Source organism: Nonomuraea sp. NPDC050404 (assembly GCF_040655495.1).
In the GTDB taxonomy this organism is placed as follows: domain Bacteria; phylum Actinomycetota; class Actinomycetes; order Streptosporangiales; family Streptosporangiaceae; genus Nonomuraea.
The window spans coordinates 89,798-110,235 of the sequence record NZ_JBFAKB010000005.1; the positions used below are offsets into that span (position 1 = coordinate 89,798).

Annotated in this window: 18 protein-coding genes; 8 read left to right on the top strand and 10 right to left on the bottom strand. The window is 69.9% G+C overall.

Annotated elements, in window-relative coordinates:
* The first annotated feature begins 176 nt into the window (after positions 1 to 176).
* Entirely contained in the window at positions 177 to 1,421 is a 1,245-nt protein-coding gene (locus AB0I81_RS14680) for a hypothetical protein (protein ID WP_360655765.1), read from the top strand.
* Positions 1,422 to 1,928: 507 nt separating this feature from the next.
* Here the strand turns inward: AB0I81_RS14680 and AB0I81_RS14685 are convergent.
* Both AB0I81_RS14685 and AB0I81_RS14690 read right to left on the bottom strand, forming a co-directional pair.
* A complete protein-coding gene (locus tag AB0I81_RS14685) occupies positions 1,929 to 2,201 on the bottom strand; it encodes a hypothetical protein (RefSeq protein WP_360655768.1) in 273 nt (90 codons plus the stop codon).
* Between the two features lie 32 nt (positions 2,202 to 2,233).
* Positions 2,234 to 2,947, bottom strand: a complete 714-nt coding sequence (locus AB0I81_RS14690) for an FCD domain-containing protein (protein WP_360655771.1) — start codon at positions 2,945 to 2,947, stop codon at positions 2,234 to 2,236.
* Positions 2,948 to 3,022: 75 nt separating this feature from the next.
* Here AB0I81_RS14690 and AB0I81_RS14695 point away from each other — a divergent pair, with 75 nt between their 5' ends.
* Both AB0I81_RS14695 and AB0I81_RS14700 read left to right on the top strand, forming a co-directional pair.
* The gene (locus AB0I81_RS14695) at positions 3,023 to 3,877 is read left to right on the top strand and encodes a dioxygenase (protein ID WP_360655774.1); all 855 of its coding nucleotides are present in this window, start codon (positions 3,023 to 3,025) and stop codon (positions 3,875 to 3,877) included.
* On the top strand, positions 3,874 to 4,725 hold the full coding sequence (locus AB0I81_RS14700; protein WP_360655777.1) for a fumarylacetoacetate hydrolase family protein: 852 nt from the start codon (positions 3,874 to 3,876) through the stop codon (positions 4,723 to 4,725). Before AB0I81_RS14695 ends, AB0I81_RS14700 begins: the two co-directional genes overlap by 4 nt.
* Here AB0I81_RS14700 and AB0I81_RS14705 read toward each other — a convergent pair.
* Complete coding sequence (locus AB0I81_RS14705; protein ID WP_360655780.1) at positions 4,704 to 6,449, bottom strand: ATP-binding protein; 1,746 nt, start codon at positions 6,447 to 6,449, stop codon at positions 4,704 to 4,706. The genes AB0I81_RS14700 and AB0I81_RS14705 overlap by 22 nt on opposite strands.
* A gap of 145 nt (positions 6,450 to 6,594) precedes the next feature.
* Positions 6,595 to 7,020 (bottom strand): PPOX class F420-dependent oxidoreductase, encoded by a 426-nt coding sequence (locus tag AB0I81_RS14710; protein WP_360655783.1) that lies wholly within the window; start codon positions 7,018 to 7,020, stop codon positions 6,595 to 6,597.
* A gap of 137 nt (positions 7,021 to 7,157) precedes the next feature.
* Here AB0I81_RS14710 and AB0I81_RS14715 point away from each other — a divergent pair, with 137 nt between their 5' ends.
* Positions 7,158 to 9,008, top strand: coding sequence for an ABC transporter ATP-binding protein (locus AB0I81_RS14715; RefSeq protein WP_360655786.1), 1,851 nt, complete (start codon positions 7,158 to 7,160; stop codon positions 9,006 to 9,008).
* Positions 9,008 to 10,831, top strand: coding sequence for an ABC transporter ATP-binding protein (locus AB0I81_RS14720; RefSeq protein ID WP_360655789.1), 1,824 nt, complete (start codon positions 9,008 to 9,010; stop codon positions 10,829 to 10,831). The genes AB0I81_RS14715 and AB0I81_RS14720 overlap by 1 nt, the downstream gene beginning before the upstream one ends.
* Positions 10,832 to 11,339: 508 nt before the next feature.
* Here AB0I81_RS14720 and AB0I81_RS14725 read toward each other — a convergent pair.
* The 4 genes from AB0I81_RS14725 to AB0I81_RS14740 are packed head-to-tail and all read right to left on the bottom strand — an operon-like array spanning position 11,340 to position 16,186.
* Positions 11,340 to 12,125 (bottom strand): hypothetical protein, encoded by a 786-nt coding sequence (locus AB0I81_RS14725; protein ID WP_360655792.1) that lies wholly within the window; start codon positions 12,123 to 12,125, stop codon positions 11,340 to 11,342.
* A complete protein-coding gene (locus AB0I81_RS14730) occupies positions 12,122 to 13,486 on the bottom strand; it encodes a VWA-like domain-containing protein (protein ID WP_360655795.1) in 1,365 nt (454 codons plus the stop codon). The genes AB0I81_RS14725 and AB0I81_RS14730 overlap by 4 nt, the downstream gene beginning before the upstream one ends.
* Complete coding sequence (locus AB0I81_RS14735) at positions 13,483 to 14,694, bottom strand: AAA family ATPase (RefSeq protein ID WP_360655798.1); 1,212 nt, start codon at positions 14,692 to 14,694, stop codon at positions 13,483 to 13,485. The genes AB0I81_RS14730 and AB0I81_RS14735 overlap by 4 nt, the downstream gene beginning before the upstream one ends.
* Positions 14,695 to 14,731: 37 nt before the next feature.
* Positions 14,732 to 16,186, bottom strand: coding sequence for a serine hydrolase domain-containing protein (locus AB0I81_RS14740; RefSeq protein WP_360655801.1), 1,455 nt, complete (start codon positions 16,184 to 16,186; stop codon positions 14,732 to 14,734).
* Positions 16,187 to 16,250: 64 nt separating this feature from the next.
* On the opposite strand from AB0I81_RS14740, the gene AB0I81_RS14745 reads away from it, so the two are divergent.
* The 3 genes from AB0I81_RS14745 (at position 16,251) to AB0I81_RS14755 (ending at position 19,253) form a co-directional block, all read left to right on the top strand.
* Positions 16,251 to 16,982, top strand: a complete 732-nt coding sequence (locus AB0I81_RS14745; RefSeq protein ID WP_360655804.1) for a Clp protease N-terminal domain-containing protein — start codon at positions 16,251 to 16,253, stop codon at positions 16,980 to 16,982.
* Positions 16,983 to 17,054: 72 nt separating this feature from the next.
* A complete protein-coding gene (locus AB0I81_RS14750) occupies positions 17,055 to 18,161 on the top strand; it encodes a serine hydrolase domain-containing protein (protein ID WP_360655807.1) in 1,107 nt (368 codons plus the stop codon).
* A gap of 45 nt (positions 18,162 to 18,206) precedes the next feature.
* Positions 18,207 to 19,253: a tartrate dehydrogenase gene (locus AB0I81_RS14755; RefSeq protein ID WP_360655810.1), complete on the top strand. Its 1,047-nt coding sequence runs from the start codon at positions 18,207 to 18,209 to the stop codon at positions 19,251 to 19,253.
* Between the two features lie 46 nt (positions 19,254 to 19,299).
* Here the strand turns inward: AB0I81_RS14755 and AB0I81_RS14760 are convergent, their stop codons facing one another.
* The gene (locus AB0I81_RS14760; RefSeq protein WP_360655813.1) at positions 19,300 to 19,539 is read right to left on the bottom strand and encodes a hypothetical protein; all 240 of its coding nucleotides are present in this window, start codon (positions 19,537 to 19,539) and stop codon (positions 19,300 to 19,302) included.
* Between the two features lie 138 nt (positions 19,540 to 19,677).
* A complete protein-coding gene (locus AB0I81_RS14765; protein WP_360655816.1) occupies positions 19,678 to 20,355 on the bottom strand; it encodes a restriction endonuclease in 678 nt (225 codons plus the stop codon).
* Positions 20,356 to 20,438: the final 83 nt, after the last annotated feature.

Sequence of the window (20,438 nt, forward strand, 5' to 3'; positions counted from 1 at the left end):
GTGGGGTTGACGGCGACCGGGGTGCACCTCTTTATGCAACCGATTGCCGGGCGAGTCAATGCGTGGGCTGTGCAGGTTTGTTGCATGAGCGTGCATGCATTGCAAGCGCTTGTAGTCCAGACATAAAGCCGCCGGGAGCCTTCCACCCCGCCGGGTACTCGTGGTTCCTGTGGCTCATGCGCCCCTTCCAGAGCGTGGAGCTGGTGGCGGCGGTGCAACACGCGATGGGCCTCGGCATCGCGGTGATGGTGTACGTCCTGCTGCGCCGCCGGTCGTTGCCCGCCTGGGTCGCGGTGTCCGCCACGGTGCCGGTGCTGTTCGATCCGGCCTTCGTCCGGCTGGAGCACGCCGTGCTGTCGGACCTGCAGGTCATCTTCCTGCTCACCGCCGCCCTGCTGGCTCTCACGTGGTCTGACAAGCTCTCCGTCCGGGCGGCGGCGGTGGCCGGGCCGCTGCTCGCGCTCGCCGGCCTCACCCGCACCGCGACCGTCCCCCTGCTCGGACTGGCCGCGCTCCACCTGCTGCTGCGCCGCACCCCGTGGCGGCGGGTCGCCGCCCTGGTGCTGGCCGGCGCGCTGCCCCTGCTGGCCTACGCCGGCTGGTACGCCCAGCAGCACGGCAGGTTCGCCCTGAGCGGCTCCGACGGAGTCGCCCTGTGGGCCCGCACCATGACCTTCGCCGACTGCTCCCGCATCCGGCCGCCGCCCGACCTGGCCCCGCTCTGCCCGAACGGCACCGTGCTCGACGCCGCCTCCGAGTACGTCTGGGACCCGGCCTCCTCGCTCAACCGCCTGCCCGGCGACCGCTTCCTGCACAACGACCGGGCCAGGTCCTTCGCCATCGCCGCGATCACCGCCCAGCCGCTGGACTACCTGAGCGAGGTCGTCAGGAACACCTCACTCGCCTTCACCTGGGAGCCCGTCGCCCACCCCAAGCGGGTCAGCGCGCACGAGTCCTTCCCGCACGGTTCGTGGCCGCTGCCCGAGCAGCACGCCCTCATCGGCAAGGTCCGCAGCGAATACGACCCGGACATTCGCGGCATGAAGTCGGTCGAGCCGTACGCGTCGATCCTGGCCGCCTACCCGTACCCGTGGCCGCTGCACGGCCCCGCGTTCGGCGCGCTGCTGGTCGTGGGCGCTATCGGCGTGGCCCGCCGCCGCCCGGCCGTGCTGCTGCCGTGGTCGTTCGCCATGTTCCTGCTGGTCGCCCCGGTGGCCGCCCTGGACTTCGACCACCGCTACGTGCTGCCCGCCATCCCGCTCGCCTGCGTGGCCGCCGCCCTCGCCGTACGGCGGGAGGTCAGTGGCGCAGATCGCGGCAGGCCAGACCCAGCCACAGGTACGGCACAGGCGACATCGCCAGCCAGAACCGGTGCGCCTCGTCCCAGTGCCCGAACCCGCAGGTCGGGGGCCACAACCTGACCGCGTCCGGCAGCAGGACGGTGGCCACCACCAGCCCGAGCTGCACCACCACGGCGGCCATCGCGGCCTGCCGGCCGGCCGCGAACCGGACGGCTGTGGCGGCGGCGGCCAGCGCGATGCCCAGGCAGACGGCCATCTCGATGAGCAGGTCGCCAACCGGGAAGAGCGAGCCGTCGGGGAGCCGGTACAACGTGTACGCGAACGCGCCGAGCCAGACGGCCACCGCCGTGCCGCCCGCCAGCAGGCAGCGCAGCGCCTGGCGTACCCAGCGAGGTGTGGCCGCCGCGCCCAGGTCGGTGGACATGGCGTCCACCAGGGCGAAGGCGGCGGCCGAGCCGAGCAGGGTGCCCGTGACGCGCATCAGCAGCAGCGCCTCGCCGCCGGCCAGCGGCTCCCCGAAGTCCACCAGCGTCAGCAGGGCCGCGGCGAACACCGTGACGACGGCGAGCGGCGCCCAGTCGATCGACCTGGCCAGCGGGCGGGCCAGCAGGACGGGAACGGGCAGGGTCAGCGACATGGGTCGGCTCCTTGAGGGGCGTCGAGCGTGTGCTTGAGTCCCAGCAGCGGCAGCGCCTGGTCGATGGTGGTGGCGGGGTTCACGAGCTTGTCCCAGGCGGCGTGCACCCGTTCGCGGGCGTCAGGGACGGCGAGCAGCGCCTTGGCGTAGGCGACCTCGGCGGCTCCCCAGTTGACCAGCCACCGCCTGCCATGATCGTCGTCCACGTGGAAGTCCCGTGGTGGTTCGGGCGGGACGACCTGCCCCATGATCCAGAGCGCCACGAGCGTGCGGGCCTGACCTCCCGCGTCGCGCGTCAGGCTTGGTGTTGCTCGGCGGCGGTCGTGGAGCGTGGGGCCTGGTGCTGCTCCACGGCGGCGGCAGTACGATCCTCGTCTCCCGCGACGATGGCCTCGACCAGTTCCGCGTGCACCTCCAGACGGTGCCGCAGATAGTCGTCGGGGCGGGTGTGCGCGTCGGGGTCGGCGTGCTCGGACAGCTCCGAGATGCACTGGGTCATGGCCAGGTAGACCGCCTTGGCCAGGTGGTTCGGGGTGATCTCGGCGATGCGCTCGTGCAGTGCCCAGTTGGCGCGCATGAACCGGTCGGTGTCCTTCGTGGCCCGCCTGAGCGCGGTGAGCAGCTTGCGCAGGTCCGCGATGTCCTGCTTGCTGCGATGGCGGGCCGCGTCGGCGCAGACCAGCGGTTCGAGCGACTCGCGTACGGCGATGGCGTCCGCCACCCGTGCCGGCATCCCGCGGACGGTGAGCAACGTGTGCCGCAGCCGCACGATCGGGTTGAGCGCGGCCACGAACAGCCCGCCGCCCCGGCCTGGCCGGATCTCCACCGTGCCGCGGTCGCTGAGCAGCCGCGCCGCCTCGCTGATCGTGGCGCGGCCGTAGCCGGACAGGTCGCGGAAGCCGTCCATCGTCCCGATCAGGTCGCCGGGGCCGAGTCCGCGCTCGCCGATCATCGCCTCAATGGTGGCGGCCAGTGACTCCGCCCGGGTCTGGGGTACGCCGTTAAACACCCGAACCATTCTACGGGTTGACTGGTCATTTGCGCGGGCGGGCGATACGCTCCCGCTGAGCCTTTGGAGGACTACGTGACCCCGCTGCTGCGACAGGTCCTGAGCCAGATCGACGGGCCCGACCCCCGGGTCAATGAGGTGGTCTCGGCGCTCGTCCGCCACCTGCACGCCTTCGTCGAGGAGGTGCGGCCCACCGACGAGGAGTGGATCGCGGGGCTCGACTTCCTGATCGAGACCGGGCGCGTGTGCACGCCGCACCGCAACGAGTTCATCCTGGTCTCCGACATGCTCGGCCTGACCAGCGCGGTGGACGAGGTCAACAACTCCGGCCCCGAGGGCATGACGCCGTCGTCCGTCGAGGGTCCGTTCCACTCCCCGGCGCCCGCTCGCGAGCCCGGCGCGTGGATCAGCTTCGGTCCCGAGCGGGAGCGTGGCGTGCCGACCGTGGTACATGGCCGCGTGCTCGACTGCGACGGCACCCCGCTGGCCGGCGCGACGCTGGACCTGTGGCAGGCCAACGACACCGGCCTGTACGACAGCCAGGACGACACCCAGGAGATCGGCAACCTGCGCGGCCTGTTCACCACCGACGCCGAAGGCCGCTACTGGTTCCGTACGATCCGGCCCAGCAGCTACCCCGTCCCCACGGACGGCACCGGCGGCACGCTGCTACGGGCCATCGGCCGGCACCCGATGCGCCCCGCCCACCTGCACTACCGGGTCGCCGCCGCCGGCTACCGGCCCCTGACCACGCACGTCTTCCTGGCCGGGGATCCGTTCCTGGGCTCGGACGCCGCGTACGCGGTCAAGGAGGAGCTCATCTGCGAGTCGCGGCCGCGCGGCGACGGCGAGTGGGGGATGGACGGCCCGTACGAGGAGATCGAGTTCGACCTCAAGCTCGTGCCGCTCGACTGGAAGGACGAAGGGTGAAGCTCGCGGGGGTACGCCTGCCCGGCCAGGACACCGTGCACGTGGCCAGGCTGGACGGCGACGAGGTCATGCTGCTGGCTGAGGCAGCCACCTTCTGGGCCGACCCGCGAGGGTGGCTCACCAAGACCGATGGGCGGGTCATTTCGTCGAATTACGTGGAGTTCGTTCCGCCGGTGCCGCCGTCCGCGCGGGTGATCTGCGTCGGGCTGAACTACCGGGCGCACGCCGCGGAAGGCTCCTTCGAGGTGCCCGAGCACCCCACCCTGTTCGGCCGGTGGACGGCCTCGCTCAGCGTGGGCGGCGTGCCGGTCGCCGTGCCGTCCGGTGAGCCGGGGCTGGACTGGGAGGGGGAGGTGGCCGCGTACGTCGCCGAGCCCATCCGCGACGCCGACCCGGACACCGCGCTCGCGTCCGTGCTCGGCTACTCCACCTTCAACGACCTGACCGCCCGCCGCGCCCAGAAGTTGTCCACCCAGTGGACGCTGGGCAAGAACGCCGACCGCAGCGGCCCCATGGGCCCGATCGTCACCGCGGACGAGGTCGGCGACCTACGGGACGGGCTACGCGTGCGCACCCGCGTCAACGGCACCGTCGTCCAGGACGGCGACACCCGCGACATGATCTTCAGCGTCGGCGAGGTCCTCTCCCTGATCAGCCGCACCCTGACCCTCAACCCCGGCGACGTGATCGCCACCGGCACCCCCGACGGCGTCGGCTACGTCCGCACCCCACCATGGCTGCTGGTCCCCGGCGACGTCGTGGAAGTAGAAATCGACCACCTCGGCACCCTCCGCACCCCGGTCACCGGCTCCGCTGATGGGCTCGCTCAGGAGAAAAGGGACGCCTGACGGGCTCGCCTGTATCGGGCGAGCTTGCTTCGCGGAGAGCTTCCGATGAGTTCCACCGTCCCTTCCTCCCTCAGGATTGCCAGCCAGCGGCGTACCGTCTGATCGGTGAGCCCGGTCCGTCGTGCCAGGTCGGCTCGTGAGAGCGTTTCGTCGCCCAGCGCATCCAGCAATTGCGGTCGGCGGTCAGTGCGTGTGGTCAGCGACGTTTCCTGCGGTGAACGCCGGTGCAATCGTTCGGACAGTTCATAGCGCGCCCACCGGTTGGTTCCCGTCTGTACGACGAGTTCACGCGCCACGAGGTCGCGAAGTTCGGCCGTCGCGACACGGGAGTCGACACCGGCGGTGTTCCGGTAGGAGCGGTTGTCCAGAATCTGACCTTCGCGCAGCATGGCCAGCGCGATGCATTGGCTGTCGGTGAGCCGCTGTTCGCCGAGCCCTTCGATCCATCTGACGGTCTCCTCATCGAGCAGCGTGTGGTTCGGAAAGGTGACGGTGAAGGCGGAGATCCGGTCGTCGAACTGGGGTGGGCTCATTCCTGCGGAGCGGAGGGCATTGACCATGGCGCGAATTCCCGACCCGCGATTTTCGCACACCGTGCGCGTTTCACCAGGCAGTACTACGTCTTCCAGAATCCTCATCAGGGTGGCGTTGCGTGTGGAGGAAATTCCATCGTCGGCCAGGTTGTCCACCGTGACAGGGCCGAAGAGTCCACCGGGGCTCCGAACCACGAGCCGGTCCGGATACATTTCGAGCTGAATCTGCGCGCCGCGGGCAGTGCTGGAGAGATCTCTGTGCACGAGCGCGTTGGCCACGACCTCCCGCAGCGCCGTTTCCGGATATTCCCAGACGTCTTCTCGCCCAGCGCCGCCGACGATGGCTCGTTTGGACATGTTGCGCCTGATCACCGCCAGCGCGTCGCGGACCATGACAGGAATGGGGCCCTCGATCGTGAGGTTGTCCAGGAAGCGGGTCCCTGCGGCGGCGTCGTCGCCCGTGGGGGAAGGGAAGTGCACGAAACTGATGATGAGCTGAGGAAAGTGCTCCTGCGGATAGGTGCCGAGGGCGAGAAGCGCTGCCAAGGAGAGAACTTCGGCGCCGTCGTGGCCGGTCACCATAATCTTCGCCCGTCGGAGCAGGGCATCGCGATCACAGTCCCTGAAAGCGTACGGTCTGCTGATACGCAGCCGTTGGACAAATGTTTCCAGAGCGACGGGATCGAGTAGTTCCAGCCCGGCCCCGGGAATTCCCTGCTCGTCGTCTCGAGGTTGCCCTCGTGAGGACAGCATGATCTGGACTTCGTAGCTCGACAGATGCCGGTCTCCGTCTCCTACCCGAATGAAGCTGCCTTTCGTCATGCCGGCGCCCTTGTAGAAGCATGGCCGTCGGGCACGCTCCAGCTCTGGAACCTCCGCGACGATGACCTGAACCCCCTCGAAGTCGTGGACACGAATCAACGGGCGTAGAACGGGCTCCATATCGGTGGAGCAGAGCGAGGCCAGGTCGTTCGAGATCTTGACGGCGTTCTGCACGCCGGTAGCTGCGAAGCCCGCGCTCTCGTCCAGCCCCAGGATCAGCACGCCGCCGTGCGTGTTTGCGAAGGCGGACAGGGACTCTCGAATGGTTTTCGGCAGCTCACGCTGGGACTTCTTCACCTCGACGTCGGCTACATCCCCGCCCAGCGTGCGGAGGTTCTCGACGATCTCGGAGAGTTCCTCGTCGAGCATTGCCACCTCCGGCCACCGCAGACGTCATGCCAGCTGACATGTTAACTAGCATGACAGCTAGCATGTAGCCGAAAGCGACGAATGGGTTACACAGAATAAGGCTGCTGGAGGCGAGCCCAGCGCCCGGTGGTGTGGGAGCCGCGTGTCAGCCGGCGATGGCGCGGTGGGCGATCACGGTTTCGATGTTCAGCCGTACGAGAAATTCGCCGGGGACGGCGTTGCGGGTGCCGAACTGCTCGGCGCGGTCGTCGCCCATGTAACGCCTGCCGATCTCCGTGCTCCACGCCAGCATCTCCTCCAGATCGAGGGAGAGGGTGGCGCTGCCCTTGATGAGCACGTACGAGTACGGCGGGTTCTCGTCGTCCACGCACAACGCGGCCCGGGGATCGCGGCTCAGGGCCTTGCCCTTGAGGCTGGTCTCCCCGGTGTTGAACACCACCGCGTCCCCGTCGAGCAGGAACCAGATGGGCGTGACGTGCGGCGCGCCGTCGGCCAGGGTCACCGCCAGCTTGCCCGTACGGGTGCCCGACATGACGAACTCACGCCACTCGGCATCGCTCATTTGTTCCATGCGGCCACGCTACGCCACCGCACGACCGGCTCCCGTCAACGGCGCGGGCCCGGGGAAAAGAGCTCGAAAACTGTCGGTGGCCGGTGATAGAAAACGGGTTCGAAGCCTGACTAGCAGCGGCCGGGGGGCTGTGTCACATGAGCACCAACAGTACGGAGTTCTCAGTCTCCGGCCCACGCTACAACCGCCGTGGGCCGGTGCGCTGGCTCTGGTCCCATCTGCGCCGTCATCCGCTGCACCTGGTCGGGTTCCTCGGCGGGTCGCTCGTCATGGTGGTGCTCAACGCCATGGTGCCGCAGCTCACCGGCGACGCCTTCGACGCCGTGCTGGGCAATCGGGGCGAGCCGCTCGACGCGCTGGGGTTCATCGCGCTGGCGCTGCTGGCGATCGTGGTCGCTCGCGGCCTGTTCGACCTCTGGGCCCGCCTGTCGAGCGAGGTGCTGGCCAAACGGCTGGAGCGGGACGCCCGCGACGAGCTGTACGTGAGCCTGCTCGGCAAGAGCCAGACCTTCCACAACCGGCAGCGCGTCGGCGACCTGATGGCGCGGGCGGCCAACGACATCCGGCAGTTGTCGATCATGATCACGCCGGGCGCCGACCTCATCGTGGACTCGGGGCTGACCGGGCTGGTGCCGCTGTTCTTCATCGCGACCATCGACCCGCGGTTGCTGCTGGCCCCCGGCGTCTTCGCGGTGGTGTTCGGGTTCGCGCTGTGGCACTACATGCGGCAGCTCAACCCGGTGTCTACCCGCATGCGGGAGGAGTTCGGCGATCTCAACGCGGGGCTCAACCAGGCCGTGCGCGGCATCGAGGTGATCAAGGTGACCGCGCAGGAGGCCCAGGAACGGCGGCGGTTCCGTGCCAACGCGCGGCTCTACCGGGACTCGTTCGTACGCAACGGGCTGGTGCAGGCGCGTTACCTGCCGACCCTGCTGTTCGCCTTCGCGATGGCGGGGGCGCTGTGGCACGCGCTCGCCCTCCAGGCGGCCGGGGCGATCACCATGGGCGAACTGATCGCGTTCATGGGCCTCATGGGGATGCTCGGGTTCCCGACGCAGATGTCGATCTTCACGTTCTCCCTGATCCAGATCGGCATCGTGTCCTCGCGCAGGATCCTCACCATCATCACCTCCGACAGCGAGATCGAGCAGCGCGCCGACGGGCACGCCGCGCCGATCAGCGGCGAGATCGTGTTCGAGGACGTGACGTTCGGCTACGAGGAGGACGGCGAGCGGGCGCTGCGCGGGGCGAGCTTCACGGTACGGCCGGGGGAGACCGTGGCCATCGTCGGCGAGACCGGCTCCGGCAAGAGCACGCTGACCAAGCTCGTGCCACGCATCTACGACGTCACGTCGGGGCGGATCCTGGTCGACGGCGTTGACGTACGCGAATGGGACCTCGACTCGTTGCGGTCGCAGATCTCCACCATCGAGCAGGACATCGTGCTCTTCTCGCGCTCGGTCTCGGAGAACATCGCCTTCAGCAAGGGGCAGCGGGCCGATCACGAGGCGGTGGTCAGGGCGGCGCACGACGCGCAGGCCGCCGAGTTCATCGAGGAGTTGGAAGACGGCTACGACACCGTGATCGGCGAGCGCGGCGTCACCCTGTCGGGTGGGCAGCGGCAGCGGCTGGCCATCGCGCGGGCGCTGCTGACCGATCCGGCGATCCTCGTGCTCGACGACTCCACCAGCGCCATCGACTCCGCGACCGAGGACAAGATCCAGCAGGCGATCGGGCGCATTCTCGAAGGGCGTACGACGTTGCTGATCACCCACCGGCTCTCCCAGATCCGATGGGCGGACAAGGTGCTGCTGCTGCGGCGGGGCGAGGTGGCCGACTTCGGCACGCACGACGAGCTGATCCGGCGCAGCCGCCTCTACCGGCGGGTCTTCGCGCACTACGACGAGGCCGACGTACACGAGCCCGGCCACGAGCCCGGCCATGAAGATGGGCCGGTCCTGGCCGGCGAGCAGGGAGGGGTGCGCTGATGGGCTTCATCATGGACGGCCTCGACGCCGAAGACTACGACCGCACGTATAACGACCGCGACCTGCTGCGCCGCATCATGTCCTACTTCCGGCCCAAGCTGGGCGCGATGCTCCTGGTCGCCTCCATGATCGTGCTGCTGTCCGCCAGCCAGGCGGCCGTCCCGGCGCTGGTCAGCCTGGCCGTCGATGCCATCGCGGACGGCACGATCGGCCAGGTCGGCTGGATGCTGGCCGCCGGGATCCTGGGCACCGGAGTGTTGTCGTGGGTGTTCAACTACCTCCGGCAGAAGAACAGCGCGCGGGTCACCGGCGATGTCGTGCTGCGCCTGCGCGAGGACGCCTTCGACGCGGTGCTGGAACGCGACCTGTCCTTCTACGACGAGACGCCCTCCGGCAAGATCGTCAGCCGGGTGACCTCCGACACCGACGACTTCGCCACCGTCTCCACACTCACGATGGACCTGATCAGCCAGGTGCTGATGGTGGCGTTCGTGACGGTGCTGCTGTTCGTGCGCAGCGTCGAGCTGGCCCTGCTGACGCTGCTGGTGGTGCCGATCGTGGTGGGGTTCGCGCTGCTGTTCCGCCGGCTGGCCAGGGCCAGTACGCGCAGGGCGCAACGCTCGCTGAGCCGGGTCAACGCCAACCTGCAGGAGACCATGGGCGGGATCGCCGTGGCCAAGAACTTCCGCCAGGAGCAGCAGGTCTACGACGAGTTCCGGCCCATCAACCGGCAGAGCTACGGGGTGACGCTGCGGCAGGGTTTCGTCTTCTCGACCATCTTCCCCGTGTTGTTCTTCGTGGCCGGGCTCGGCACGGTCGCCTTGGTCCAGCTCGGCGGCTCGTCCGTCGTGTCGGGGGAGATCACCGCCGGCGACTGGTACCTGTTCCTCCAGGGTGTGGCGCTCTTCTGGTTCCCGCTGACGTCCATCGCGGCGTTCTGGTCACAGTTCCAGCAGGGACTGTCCGCCTCGGAACGGGTCTTCGCGCTGATCGACGCGCCGCCGCGGGTGGTGCAGACCGACGCGCGACCGGCCGGGCGGCTGGCCGGGCGCATCGAGTTCCAGGACGTCACCTTCGGGTACGACGCGGCGCAGCCCGTACTGCGGAACTTCGACCTGGTCATCGAGGCGGGCGAGAGCGTGGCGCTGGTGGGGCACACCGGGGCGGGCAAATCCACGCTCAGCAAGCTGATCACCCGCTTCTACGAGTTCCAGGAAGGCCGGCTGCTGATCGACGGGCGCGACATCCGCACCCTTGAGCTGGGCAGCTACCGCAGCCAGATCGGCGCGGTGCCGCAGGCGCCGTTCCTGTTCAGCGGCACGGTGGCCGACAACATCCGCTACCCGAGACCGGAGGCGAGCGAGGCGGAGATCCGCGCGGCGGCGGCCGCGGTCGGCGGCGGCGACTGGGTCGAGGCCCTGCCGAACGGCCTGGAGACCGACGTCGGCGAGCACGGCCGCGCCCTGTCGATGGGCCAGCGCCAACTCGTCGCCCTGGCCCGCCTGCTCGTCCAGGATCCGGCGATCGTGGTCCTGGACGAGGCCACGGCCAGCGTCGACCCGCTGACCGAGGCCCAGATACAGGAGGGCCTCGACGTGGTGCTGGCCGGTCGCACCTCGATCGTCATCGCCCACCGCCTGTCCACGATCGAGCACGTCGATCGCATCATCGTGCTCGACCACGGCCAGATCGTGGAGGAAGGCGACCACACCACCCTCCTGGCCCGTGGCGGCCGCTACTGCCAGGTCTACAACACCTACTTCCGGCACCAGTCACCCAACTACCGCGCAGGCACCGGCTTCGTCCCAGTCACCACATCATGACCCAACCCGCCCACTGATCAGGCCGGCCGCCGCACAGACCGTGGTTGCCCGCCGCCGCATGCGACCACGGCCTGCTTGAGGCGTCAGCCTGCCTAGGGGCAGTTCCGGGGTCGGGTTGGTCCGGGGTCGGGTTGGTCCGGGGTCGGGTTGGTCCGGGATCGGGTTGGTCCGGGATACGGTGCCCGGCTTCGGTGCGGCGCACTGTCCGGCCTCCGTGCGGCGCACTGCCCGGCTTGCCTGCGGGGCACGATATCGGCCAGCCTGCCTTGGGGTGCCGACCAGCCTGCCTGGGGGCACGACGATGCTGGCCGGCTTACCTGCGGTGCGGTGCTGGCCTGGCAGTGGCTCATTGTGGTGCTGGCCTGCCTGCGGTGTATTGCTCGCGTGCCTGGGGTCCGATGCCGGCTGGTTTGAGGCCGGGTGGTTCGAAGCCGGGCATTGGCTCGCCTGGGGAAGGGGGCGATGTGCAGGCATGGGCTTGCCTGGGGAGGTGGGTGACGTGGTGGGGCTAATGGTTGTCGCGGAGGGCGCGTAGGGTTTCGGCTTGTTCGGCGGTGACGCCCCTTGCGCGTTGTTCGGTGGCCTCCTGGGGGGTCAGGCCGGCGCCGGCCCAGGAGGCGGTTTCTTCGAAGGGGATCCCCGCCTGCCACCAGGCCCGCGCGACCGCCATCGGGCTGAGGCCGCGCCGGATGTAGCGCTTCGCCTCGGCGGGGCGCAGGCCCAGTTCCTGCCACATGCGCGCGGTCGCGGCGGGCACCTTCTGCCTGGCCCACGCGGTGGCCTCGTCGTCCACCCAGTTCTCGTCGATGTAGCCGTACAACACCACACCGTCGGCATTGCCCGCCCGCGCGATGAACCGCTGCGTCTGGTCACGCGGTTCGCCACCATCACCGCCCGCCAGGGCCATCAGACTCGAGAACGGATCGAGTTCCTCTGTGGCGTCGCGACGGCGGCGCGGTTTGTGGCCGCGCCTGAGGTCGTAGGCCTCCTCAGGGGTGTGGCCCTCGCGCTTGAAGGCGATGGCCTCGTCGGGCTCGAACTCGTACTCGTACCAGAGGAGTGCCTGTGAAGCGGTGAGCCCCGCGTCGCGGCAGGCGGCGACCTGCTCGGGGGTGACCTGGGCGATGGCCCACTGGGTGGCCGGCGCGGGGTCGGCGACTCCGGCCCGCCGCCAGGCGTCCGCCTGCGCCGGGGCGAGCCGCCACTCCCACCAGCGCCGACTCTCCTGCGGTGGGATCCCGACGGCCTCGTACGGGGCCGGGTCGAAGTCATCGTCCGGCGCGCTGAAAGTCATCGATCCTCCTCAATCAGTACGGTGTGCGCCCATGCCGGCGCCCGTCCATCCGCGTCGAGCAGGCCGACGACGACCCGGGTGCCGGCAGGTGGTCGGTCCGGCCACGGAGTGCGGCCGTCCGTGATCGCGACGATCAGGTCAGGCGGCCGGCGGGAGGCCAGGGCGGCGGCGAAACCGGCCCGCAGATCGGTGCCGCCGCCCCCGCCCAGCCGCAGGTCGGAGACCCGGCCGACGATCTGCGGCCGGTACGCCCGCGCGTCGCAGGCGGTCACGCTGACCAGCCGCCGCCCGATGCCGACGGCCCGCAGCACCCCGTGTACCTCGGCCAGCGCCTGGCTCAGCATGGTGTCCGTGATGGACCCCGAAGTGTCGATGAGCACGGTCACGCAGGGCAGGGGCCGGCGCAGGCCGGGCAGGACGACCCCGGGCAGTGCGGCGGCCCTGCGTGACGGCCTGCGGTAGGTGTAGTCCACGCCGCCCGCTGCCTGGGCCAGGCCGTGGCGTACCTTGGCGGCCAGTAGGCGGCGCCAGTTCACCGACGGTTCGAGCACGTCCTCGGCCCAGCGGCGCCAGCCGGCCGGTACGTCGTCGCGGGCGTTGAGACGTTCGCGGATGCGGCGTGCGGTGTCGAGCGCGGTGAGCCGGGCGCTGGTGGCGGAGAGCCCGGGCAGGCCGCAGTCCCACGGGCGCGGCAGGCCATCACACGCACTGCCACAGTCGCCGTCCGCCACCTCTTCGCTGGCGAGGTGCCCGTGCGCATCCTCTTCGCTGGCCTGGTGCCCGCGCGCAACTTCGTCGGTGGCCTGGTGCTCGCGCGGAACCTCGCTTGTGGCGGGTTGTCCGTGTGCGACCTCTTCGACGGTTCCGTGTCGGCGCGCAACTTCGTCGGTAGTGGGTTGTCCGTGCGAAAACCCTTCGACGGCGGGTCTCCCGCGTAGAGCGTGCCAGTACTGTTCGGCGGTCTGGCCAGCCGGCAGGCCGAGCTGCGCGGGCGTGTCAGTCCCGGCTGGTAGAAGTGGGTCGAGGTCGTCGTTGATTTCGGCGTCGGTGGCCAGGTTCCAGGTGAGTCGCTCGTCCGCGTCACCCGGATAGCGCCGGGCATGTTCCCGTAGCAGGTGGCTCACCTGGTGGATCAGCCAGAAGCCGATCTCCGGTACGCGTTGCCGCGCGAGCTCCTCGGTTCCGACGTAGATGTGCCATCCCGTGTCGGCGGGGAAGCGCCGTAAATCGGGGCGCGGGGCCGTACCGTCCGGGGAGTCGGTGAGCAGGACCGGTTCGAGCGTGAGCAGCGCGTGGGCCAGGTAGGGAGCCTGGTGGGCGGCCCAGACCCGAGCCGCGGCCCACTTCTCAAGGTCGCTCATTCGATCAGGCCCGCCGCGCGCAGGATCGGCGTCAGTTCCAGCAGCGCGACCGGGATCCGGGCCCCGGGAGGTCGCCGGCCCGCCAGTGTACGGGCCGCGAGGGTGGCCACGTCGGGCGCGGTACGGGTGGCCTTGGCGATCACCTTCCAGGCGGCGTCCCACAGCTCCGCGTCACCGGCGGCCACCGCCACGGCCACGATCGAGGTGAGCACAGCGAACGCGCGATCGCCGCGCCGGGGCAGCTCGAACGCGTCCGGGTCCGCGAGCACCGCCATCGGATCCGGCAGGTCCAGATGTTCCACCCAGGACAGAAACTCCAGCGCCGCCCCCTCACCGACGGCCCCCGCCACGAGCACGGCCAGCACGTCGGCGTGCGCCCCGGCGGCCTCGCAGGCAGCCATCAACGTGGCCACCGCCTCCCACGACCGAGGACTGGGCCACCCCCGCCCACCGCCACCGCCCTCGCCGAAGCCGCCCCCACCAGGGCCATTGCCAGCGCCACGGAAGCCACCGCCACTGCCAGGGCTGCCGATATCGACGCCGATGCCGCCGTGGCCACCACTCTCGGGAGCACTTCCACCTCCTGGCACCCGCAGCACCAGTCCGGGCCTGACCTCAAGGAACGCCGCCACGGTCGCCCGTGCCCGAGCCACCTCCTCCCGCGATGCACCCCGCTCGAACCCGGCCGACGACGGTGGCGCAAACCCCACGGCCAGCCCGCGCGCGATCTGCCGGCCATCCACCGGCCAGTCGAGGTGCACGAGCCGGTTGGCCAGTGGCGCGGCCAGTTCCCACCCGTCGGCCGCCTCCTCGGGCGGGTTGGCGGCGGCGACGATCCGTACCTTGTCAGGCAGTCGCACGTCGCCGACCACCCGTTCCAGCACCACCCGCAGCATCGCGGCCTGTACGGCCGGGGGAGCCGTGGTCAGCTCGTCCAGGAAGAGCAACCCGTGCCCGGCCGTGGCCAGCCGCTGCGCCCAGGCGGGAGGCGCCAGCCTTACGGCGCCGTCGGAGATCACCGGCAGGCCGGCGAAGTCGCTCGGCTCTCTGATGGATCCGATCACGACCTCGATCGGCCAGTTCAGCGACTCGGCGAGGGCGACGACCGCGGAGGTCTTGCCGGTGCCGGGACTGCCCCACAACAGAACGGGCACACCCGCCGACACCGCGATTGACAACGCCTCCCGAACCACACCGCCTTCGCTCACTCCGCTCCCTTCCGCTTCCCACCGAATTCCCCGCCGCTCACTTCCCCGGTGCCATCAGCCCACCAAGCCCCGGCACACCAAGCTGCCGCTTCAACAGGGCCAACTCATGCGCAGGCACCTCGCGCCGTACAGTCTCGGCGTTGTCCCGCAGTGGCTGGGCGGTCAGCCGGACCTCACCGACGGCCCGCCGGAACTCCGCCCAGTCCCAGTTCTCGGGAACCACCGCGCCGTCAGCGATCCGCGCGATGTCCTCGGGCGCGGGCTGGGAGCCGATGCCCAGCCGGGTGGTGAGCCGGTCGCCGACCAGCAGTCCGGCCAGGTAGCCGCGGGCGGCGGCCGGGCGGCGCAGGGGCCGGGGGTCGGCGCCGTGCACCCAGGCGGTGACGACCTCCGCGACCAGCCGGGCGGCGGCGTGGCTGGGCCGGTCGGACAGGCCCAGGTCGCCGAGGTCGTGCTGGTTGGCGGAGATCACCAGCGCCACCCGGTCGCCGGTCCAGCCGCGGGTGAAGTGGCTCCAGCCCCACGGGTACTCGCCGCCATGACCGATGTAGGGGTGCTCGCCGCCGAACACGTTGAACACCAGGCCGATGGACAGGTCAGGGTTCGGGCCCGCGAGGGTGCCGCCGGACGCCTGCGCGGTGATCATCTGCTCGGCCGTGGCAGGTTCGAGGATCGTGCCGGAGCCAAGGGAGCCCCCGTTGAGCAGGGCGAGCACGAACCGTACGTGATCGGATGGCGTGCTCAGCGCGGACCCCGCCGGGTAGTCGCCGGGGTACAGCTGGGGCAGCGGCAGGCAGAGGCCGGGCAGGGTCGCGTACCCGGTCGAGCGCCGGGCCAGCAGTTCCTCCGGCACGAAGTCGGGATGTTGCGCCCGCGGGAACACGGTCGAGCCCATCGCCAGCGGCGCGAACACGTGCCGCGCCACCCACTCGGAGAACGTCACCCCGTCGGGATTGAGCAGCTCCACGAGCTGCCCGACCACGGCGATCCCGACGTTGCTGTACTGGTAACGCTCGCCCACCGGCCCGCTCCAGAACGGCACCAGCGTGCCCCCGTACGCGTCGGACCGGCCCGTCTCCAGCACCCGCCGCAGATGCTCGCCCAGCGGCGGGGGCGGCACGCGGTCCCAGTTGCCCATGCCGATGCCCAGGCCGCTGCGGTGGGTCAGCAGGTCCCGCAGGGTGATCGGCCGCTGCCCGTGCGGGTTGACGACGCGGATGTGCTCCTCGATCGGGTCGTCCTGCCCGATCAGGCCGCGCTCCACGAGCTGCATGGCCGCGACGCCGGTGTACGGCTTGCAGTCCGAGCCCGTCGGACCGACCGTCTCCACCGTCATCGCACGGCCGCCGGCCAGGTCCGCGAGCCCGTACGCCCTGGCCAGCGCCACCTCCGAACCCACCCCCAGGGCGATCGACAACCCCGGCGTCCCGCAGTGCTCCATGATCTCCGGCACGAACGCGTCGAGCGCCTCTGCCAATGCCTTGATATCCATGCGTCAAGGCTCGCATTGACGTTTGAGAACTGTCAAGCAAAACGTTGACAGGCATAATGGTACGGTGCCAGAGCTACCCGACCTCACCGACCTGCTGTCGATCGTCGAAGAGCGCAGCCGGGACGCCGACGCCCTGACCCGCCTCGACGTCGCCGAAGGCGTGCTGTCCGACCTGCAAGGCATCGGCGACAGGCTGCTCGGCTACCTCGTCGAGCTGGCCAGGGCCGACGGCTGCTCATGGTCGGACATCGGCGACCATCTCGGCATCAGCCGGCAGGCGGCCCAGCAGCGTTACGGCCGGCGCTGGTCCAGTCTCACCGTCGCCGACCTGGCCCAGTCGGGCGCGTTCGAGCGTTACACCGGCCGCGCCAAGGAGACCCTGGAACGGGCCGAGGGCCATGCCCGCCGCCTGGGCCGTCCCGCGATCGACGCCGCGCACGTGCTGCTCGGCATCCTCGACGACCCGAACACCCTCGCCGTACGCGCGCTCGCCGCCCAGGGCGCCGACCCGGACGCCATCCGCGCCGACCTGGGCAAACTCCTGCCGACCGGGCCGAGTTCGCCGACGGTGGTTCCGGTCGGGACGGAGGCCAGGCGCGCCCTGACCGCCACGCTCGCCGAGACCGCCGAACTACGGCACAACTACGTCGGCACCGAGCACATGCTCCTCGGCCTCCTGCACGACAAGTCGGGCATCGCCGGAAAGGTGCTGCGCGAGCACGGGATCGTCCTGGAGCCGACGCGGGCCGCCGTTCGCGCGGCGCTGGAGGCGTTCCTGCGTGCCCGCGAGGGGTAGGGCCAGCCCCACCCCGGGCTCACCTGCGTACCGGATCGCATCCGGTATCTGACATTCCGTAGTTTTGTCCCCATGATCGCACCGCGCTTCGCCCTCCTGACCGGCTCCTCCGCACTCGCTCTGGCCGTCCTGGCCGGCCCCGCCGCCATCGCCGCGCAGGCCGAGACCGCGCCCGTCCAGAGCACCCTGCAGAGCCTCGTCACGAAGGACAAGTTCCCCGCCGCGCTGGCCGCCGTACAGACCCGTGACGGGAAGACGAAGCACTACACCGCGGGAAAGACGCAGGCGGACGCGTACGTGCGCATCGGCAGCAACACCAAGACCTTCACCGCCGTCACCGTCCTGCAGCTGGTCGGCGAGGGCAAGGTCAAGCTGGACGCGCCGGTCGAGACGTACCTGCCGGGGCTGCTGCGCGGCCAGGGCATCGACGGCCGCCGCATCACCGTTCGCCACCTCCTGCAGCACACCAGCGGCCTGCCCGACTACACCGACTTCATGGCCAAGGGCGCCCTGCCCTTCCGGCACACCCACTTCGGGCCGAACCAGCTGCTCGACATGGCGCTGCGCAAGAAGGCGCAGTTCGCGCCCGGCGCCGGATGGGCCTACGCCAACACCAACTACATCGTCGCGGGCCTGCTCATCGAGAAGGTCACCGGCCACCGGGCGGGCGAGGAGATCACCAGGCGTACCGTCGAGAAGATCGGCCTGACCCGCACGTACTTCCCGGCCTCCGGCGATCGGAAGATCCGGCAGCCGCACGCCGTCGGCTACCACCGGGACGACCCCAAGAAGCCGCTGACCGACGTCAGCGAGTTCGATCCGTCCCAGGCGTGGACCGCCGGGCAGATGATCTCCACCCCCGGCGATCTGAACCGCTTCTACACCGCCCTGCTCGACGGCAAGTTGCTCAGGCCCGCGCAGCTCAAGCAGATGCGCACCACCGTCGCGGCGCCGATGTTCGGCCCGGACGCCCGGTACGGCCTGGGCCTGAAGAGCGTCAAGCTCTCCTGCGGCGGCACCGCCTGGGGACACGGCGGCTCCTTCCCCGGCTACAACACCGCCAACGCCGCCACCGAGGACGGCCGCGCCGCCACCATCACCGTCACCCAGCTTCCCACCACGCCCGACGGCATGAAGAACGTCGAAGCCGCCCTGGACAACGCCCTCTGCGCTCAGTAGCCGCGTGTTTGGACATCGCCGTCAACGCCCGTTTGAATCGAAACCATGATGACGCATGACATCGCCGTAATCCCGGGAGACGGCATCGGGCACGAAGTGACCCCGGCGGCCATGGAGGTGGCGCGGGCGGCGGGCCGGCGCCACGGGTTCGGGCTCCACCTCACCGAGTACGACTGGTCGTGCGAGCGCTACCTGCGAGAAGGCGCCATGATGCCGCCCGGCGGCCTGGACCGGCTGCGCGCCCACGACGCCATCTTCCTCGGCGCGGTCGGCGCGCCCGGGGTGCCCGACCACGTCTCGCTCTGGGGCCTGCTCATCCCGATCCGCCGCGCTTTCCGCCAATACGTGAACCTGCGCCCGGTCCGCCTCTTCCCTGGCGTGGAGAGTCCCGTACGTGCGGAGGTCGATCTTGTCGTGGTGCGGGAGAACACCGAGGGGGAGTACAGCGAGATTGGCGGCCGGATGAACCGGGGCTTCCCGGAGGAGATGGCGGTGCAGCAGTCGGTCTTCACCCGGGCCGGCGTGACCCGCGTACTCGACTACGCCTTCGACCTGGCCGGCCGCCGCCGCGGGTACCTGACCTCGGCCACCAAGTCCAACGGGATCGTGCACACGCTGCCGTTCTGGGACGAGCTGGTCAAGGAGCGCGCGGCCGAGTTCCCCGGGGTGCGCTGGGATCAGGAGCACATCGATGCGCTCTGCGCGAAGCTGGTGCTGCAGCCGTCGCGGTTCGACGTGATCGTGGGCTCCAACCTGTTCGGCGACATCCTCAGCGACCTCGCGGCGGCCGTCGCGGGCAGCATCGGGATCGCCCCTTCCGCCAACCTCAACCCTTCGCGCGAGTTCCCGTCCATGTTCGAGCCCGTGCACGGCTCGGCGCCGGACATCGCCGGACAGGGCCTGGCCAACCCGATCGGGGCAATCTGGTCGGCGGCCATGATGGTGGAGCATCTCGGGCATGCGCGGGCGGCCGAGCAGATCGTCGCGGCCATCGCCGCCGTCCTGGCCAAGGGCGACGTACGCACACGCGACCTGGGCGGCACGTCCGGCACCGAACAGTTCACGCGTGCGGTGCTGGCGGAACTGGGCTGAGGCGCTGTGGCACATTTCAGTGGACCGGACTGGCCTGGACCGGGCGTTATGGCGCTTTTCCGGGGAGTGCGCGATGGACGGTCACCTTGTCGCCTCGCCCCGGCCAGACCATGACGAGCAGCCGCTGCCCCGCCTGTTTCTCCCCCTTCCAGCTCAGCCAGGCGTAGTGGACGCGGACGCGATAGTGCCCCTTGCCCCGCACGGCCAGGTTCGGCAGCATGACACCGCTCAGCTGGTCGGCCAGGACGAGGCGGCCTTCCGGACTCTCGTACCCGACCTCGACCACCTGATCCCAGCCCCTGGTCTCGACCGGGGGACGGCGGTTGTAGGTCTCGGTGGTGACACAGACGCGGTACTCGGTGTTGAAGTCGATGACCGGCCGACGTCAGGTGGTCGGTGTTTGTGCGCGTGGAGCCGTCTGGACTCAGCTGGCCAGCTCATCTCCCTTCGCCATTAACGGCGCTCGTTTGGGCAGCAGGGCAGAGTGGCCGAGTAGCCAGTCGGCCAGGCGGTCGCGTTCGACCAGCACCAGGTTCTGGCGTGCGGCGAGTGCCTCCGTACGTGCCTGGCGGGTGAGGTGGCCCGACGTGACGAGGACGCCGGTGTGTCCGTCGAAGGCGTTGGCCAGAGCGCCGAGGAAGTTGCGGACCTCTGGGGCGCCGACGGTCTTGCTGTATCGCTTGCACTGGATGGCGTAGAGGGTCCCGCCTGGTGCTACCGCGGTGATGTCCACACCGCCGTCGCCGGCGCGGCCCCTTTCGCGAACTCGCCGGAATCCTTCGGCGATCATGCGTTCGGCGATCAGGTGCTCGAATTGCGAGCCGGTCATGAGGTCGACTTTTGCCAGCTCGGTATTGGCGGCCAGGAACTGTGCGCGGCGGTTTTGGATGGCCCGATATCGAAGGAAAAGGCCACCGCCTAGGGTGACGAGAATGAGAAAGGCGATGCCGATCGCCAAACCCGGATATTCTGCGATGAATCTGGCCACGAGGAAGACGGCGGTGGCGGCTACTGCGAAGCCGAGCGCCCACAGCCCTTCCTTGCCGCCCGACCTCCGCCGTCGCCTGCCGCCGCCCCTGCCCCGACTGGATCGCCTCGCCATCGATCTCCTCCTGAAAGCCGCTGTGATGGCCAGTATGAACGGCGGGACCGACAAAATCAGCACCCATGAGAGATGGGCGAAAT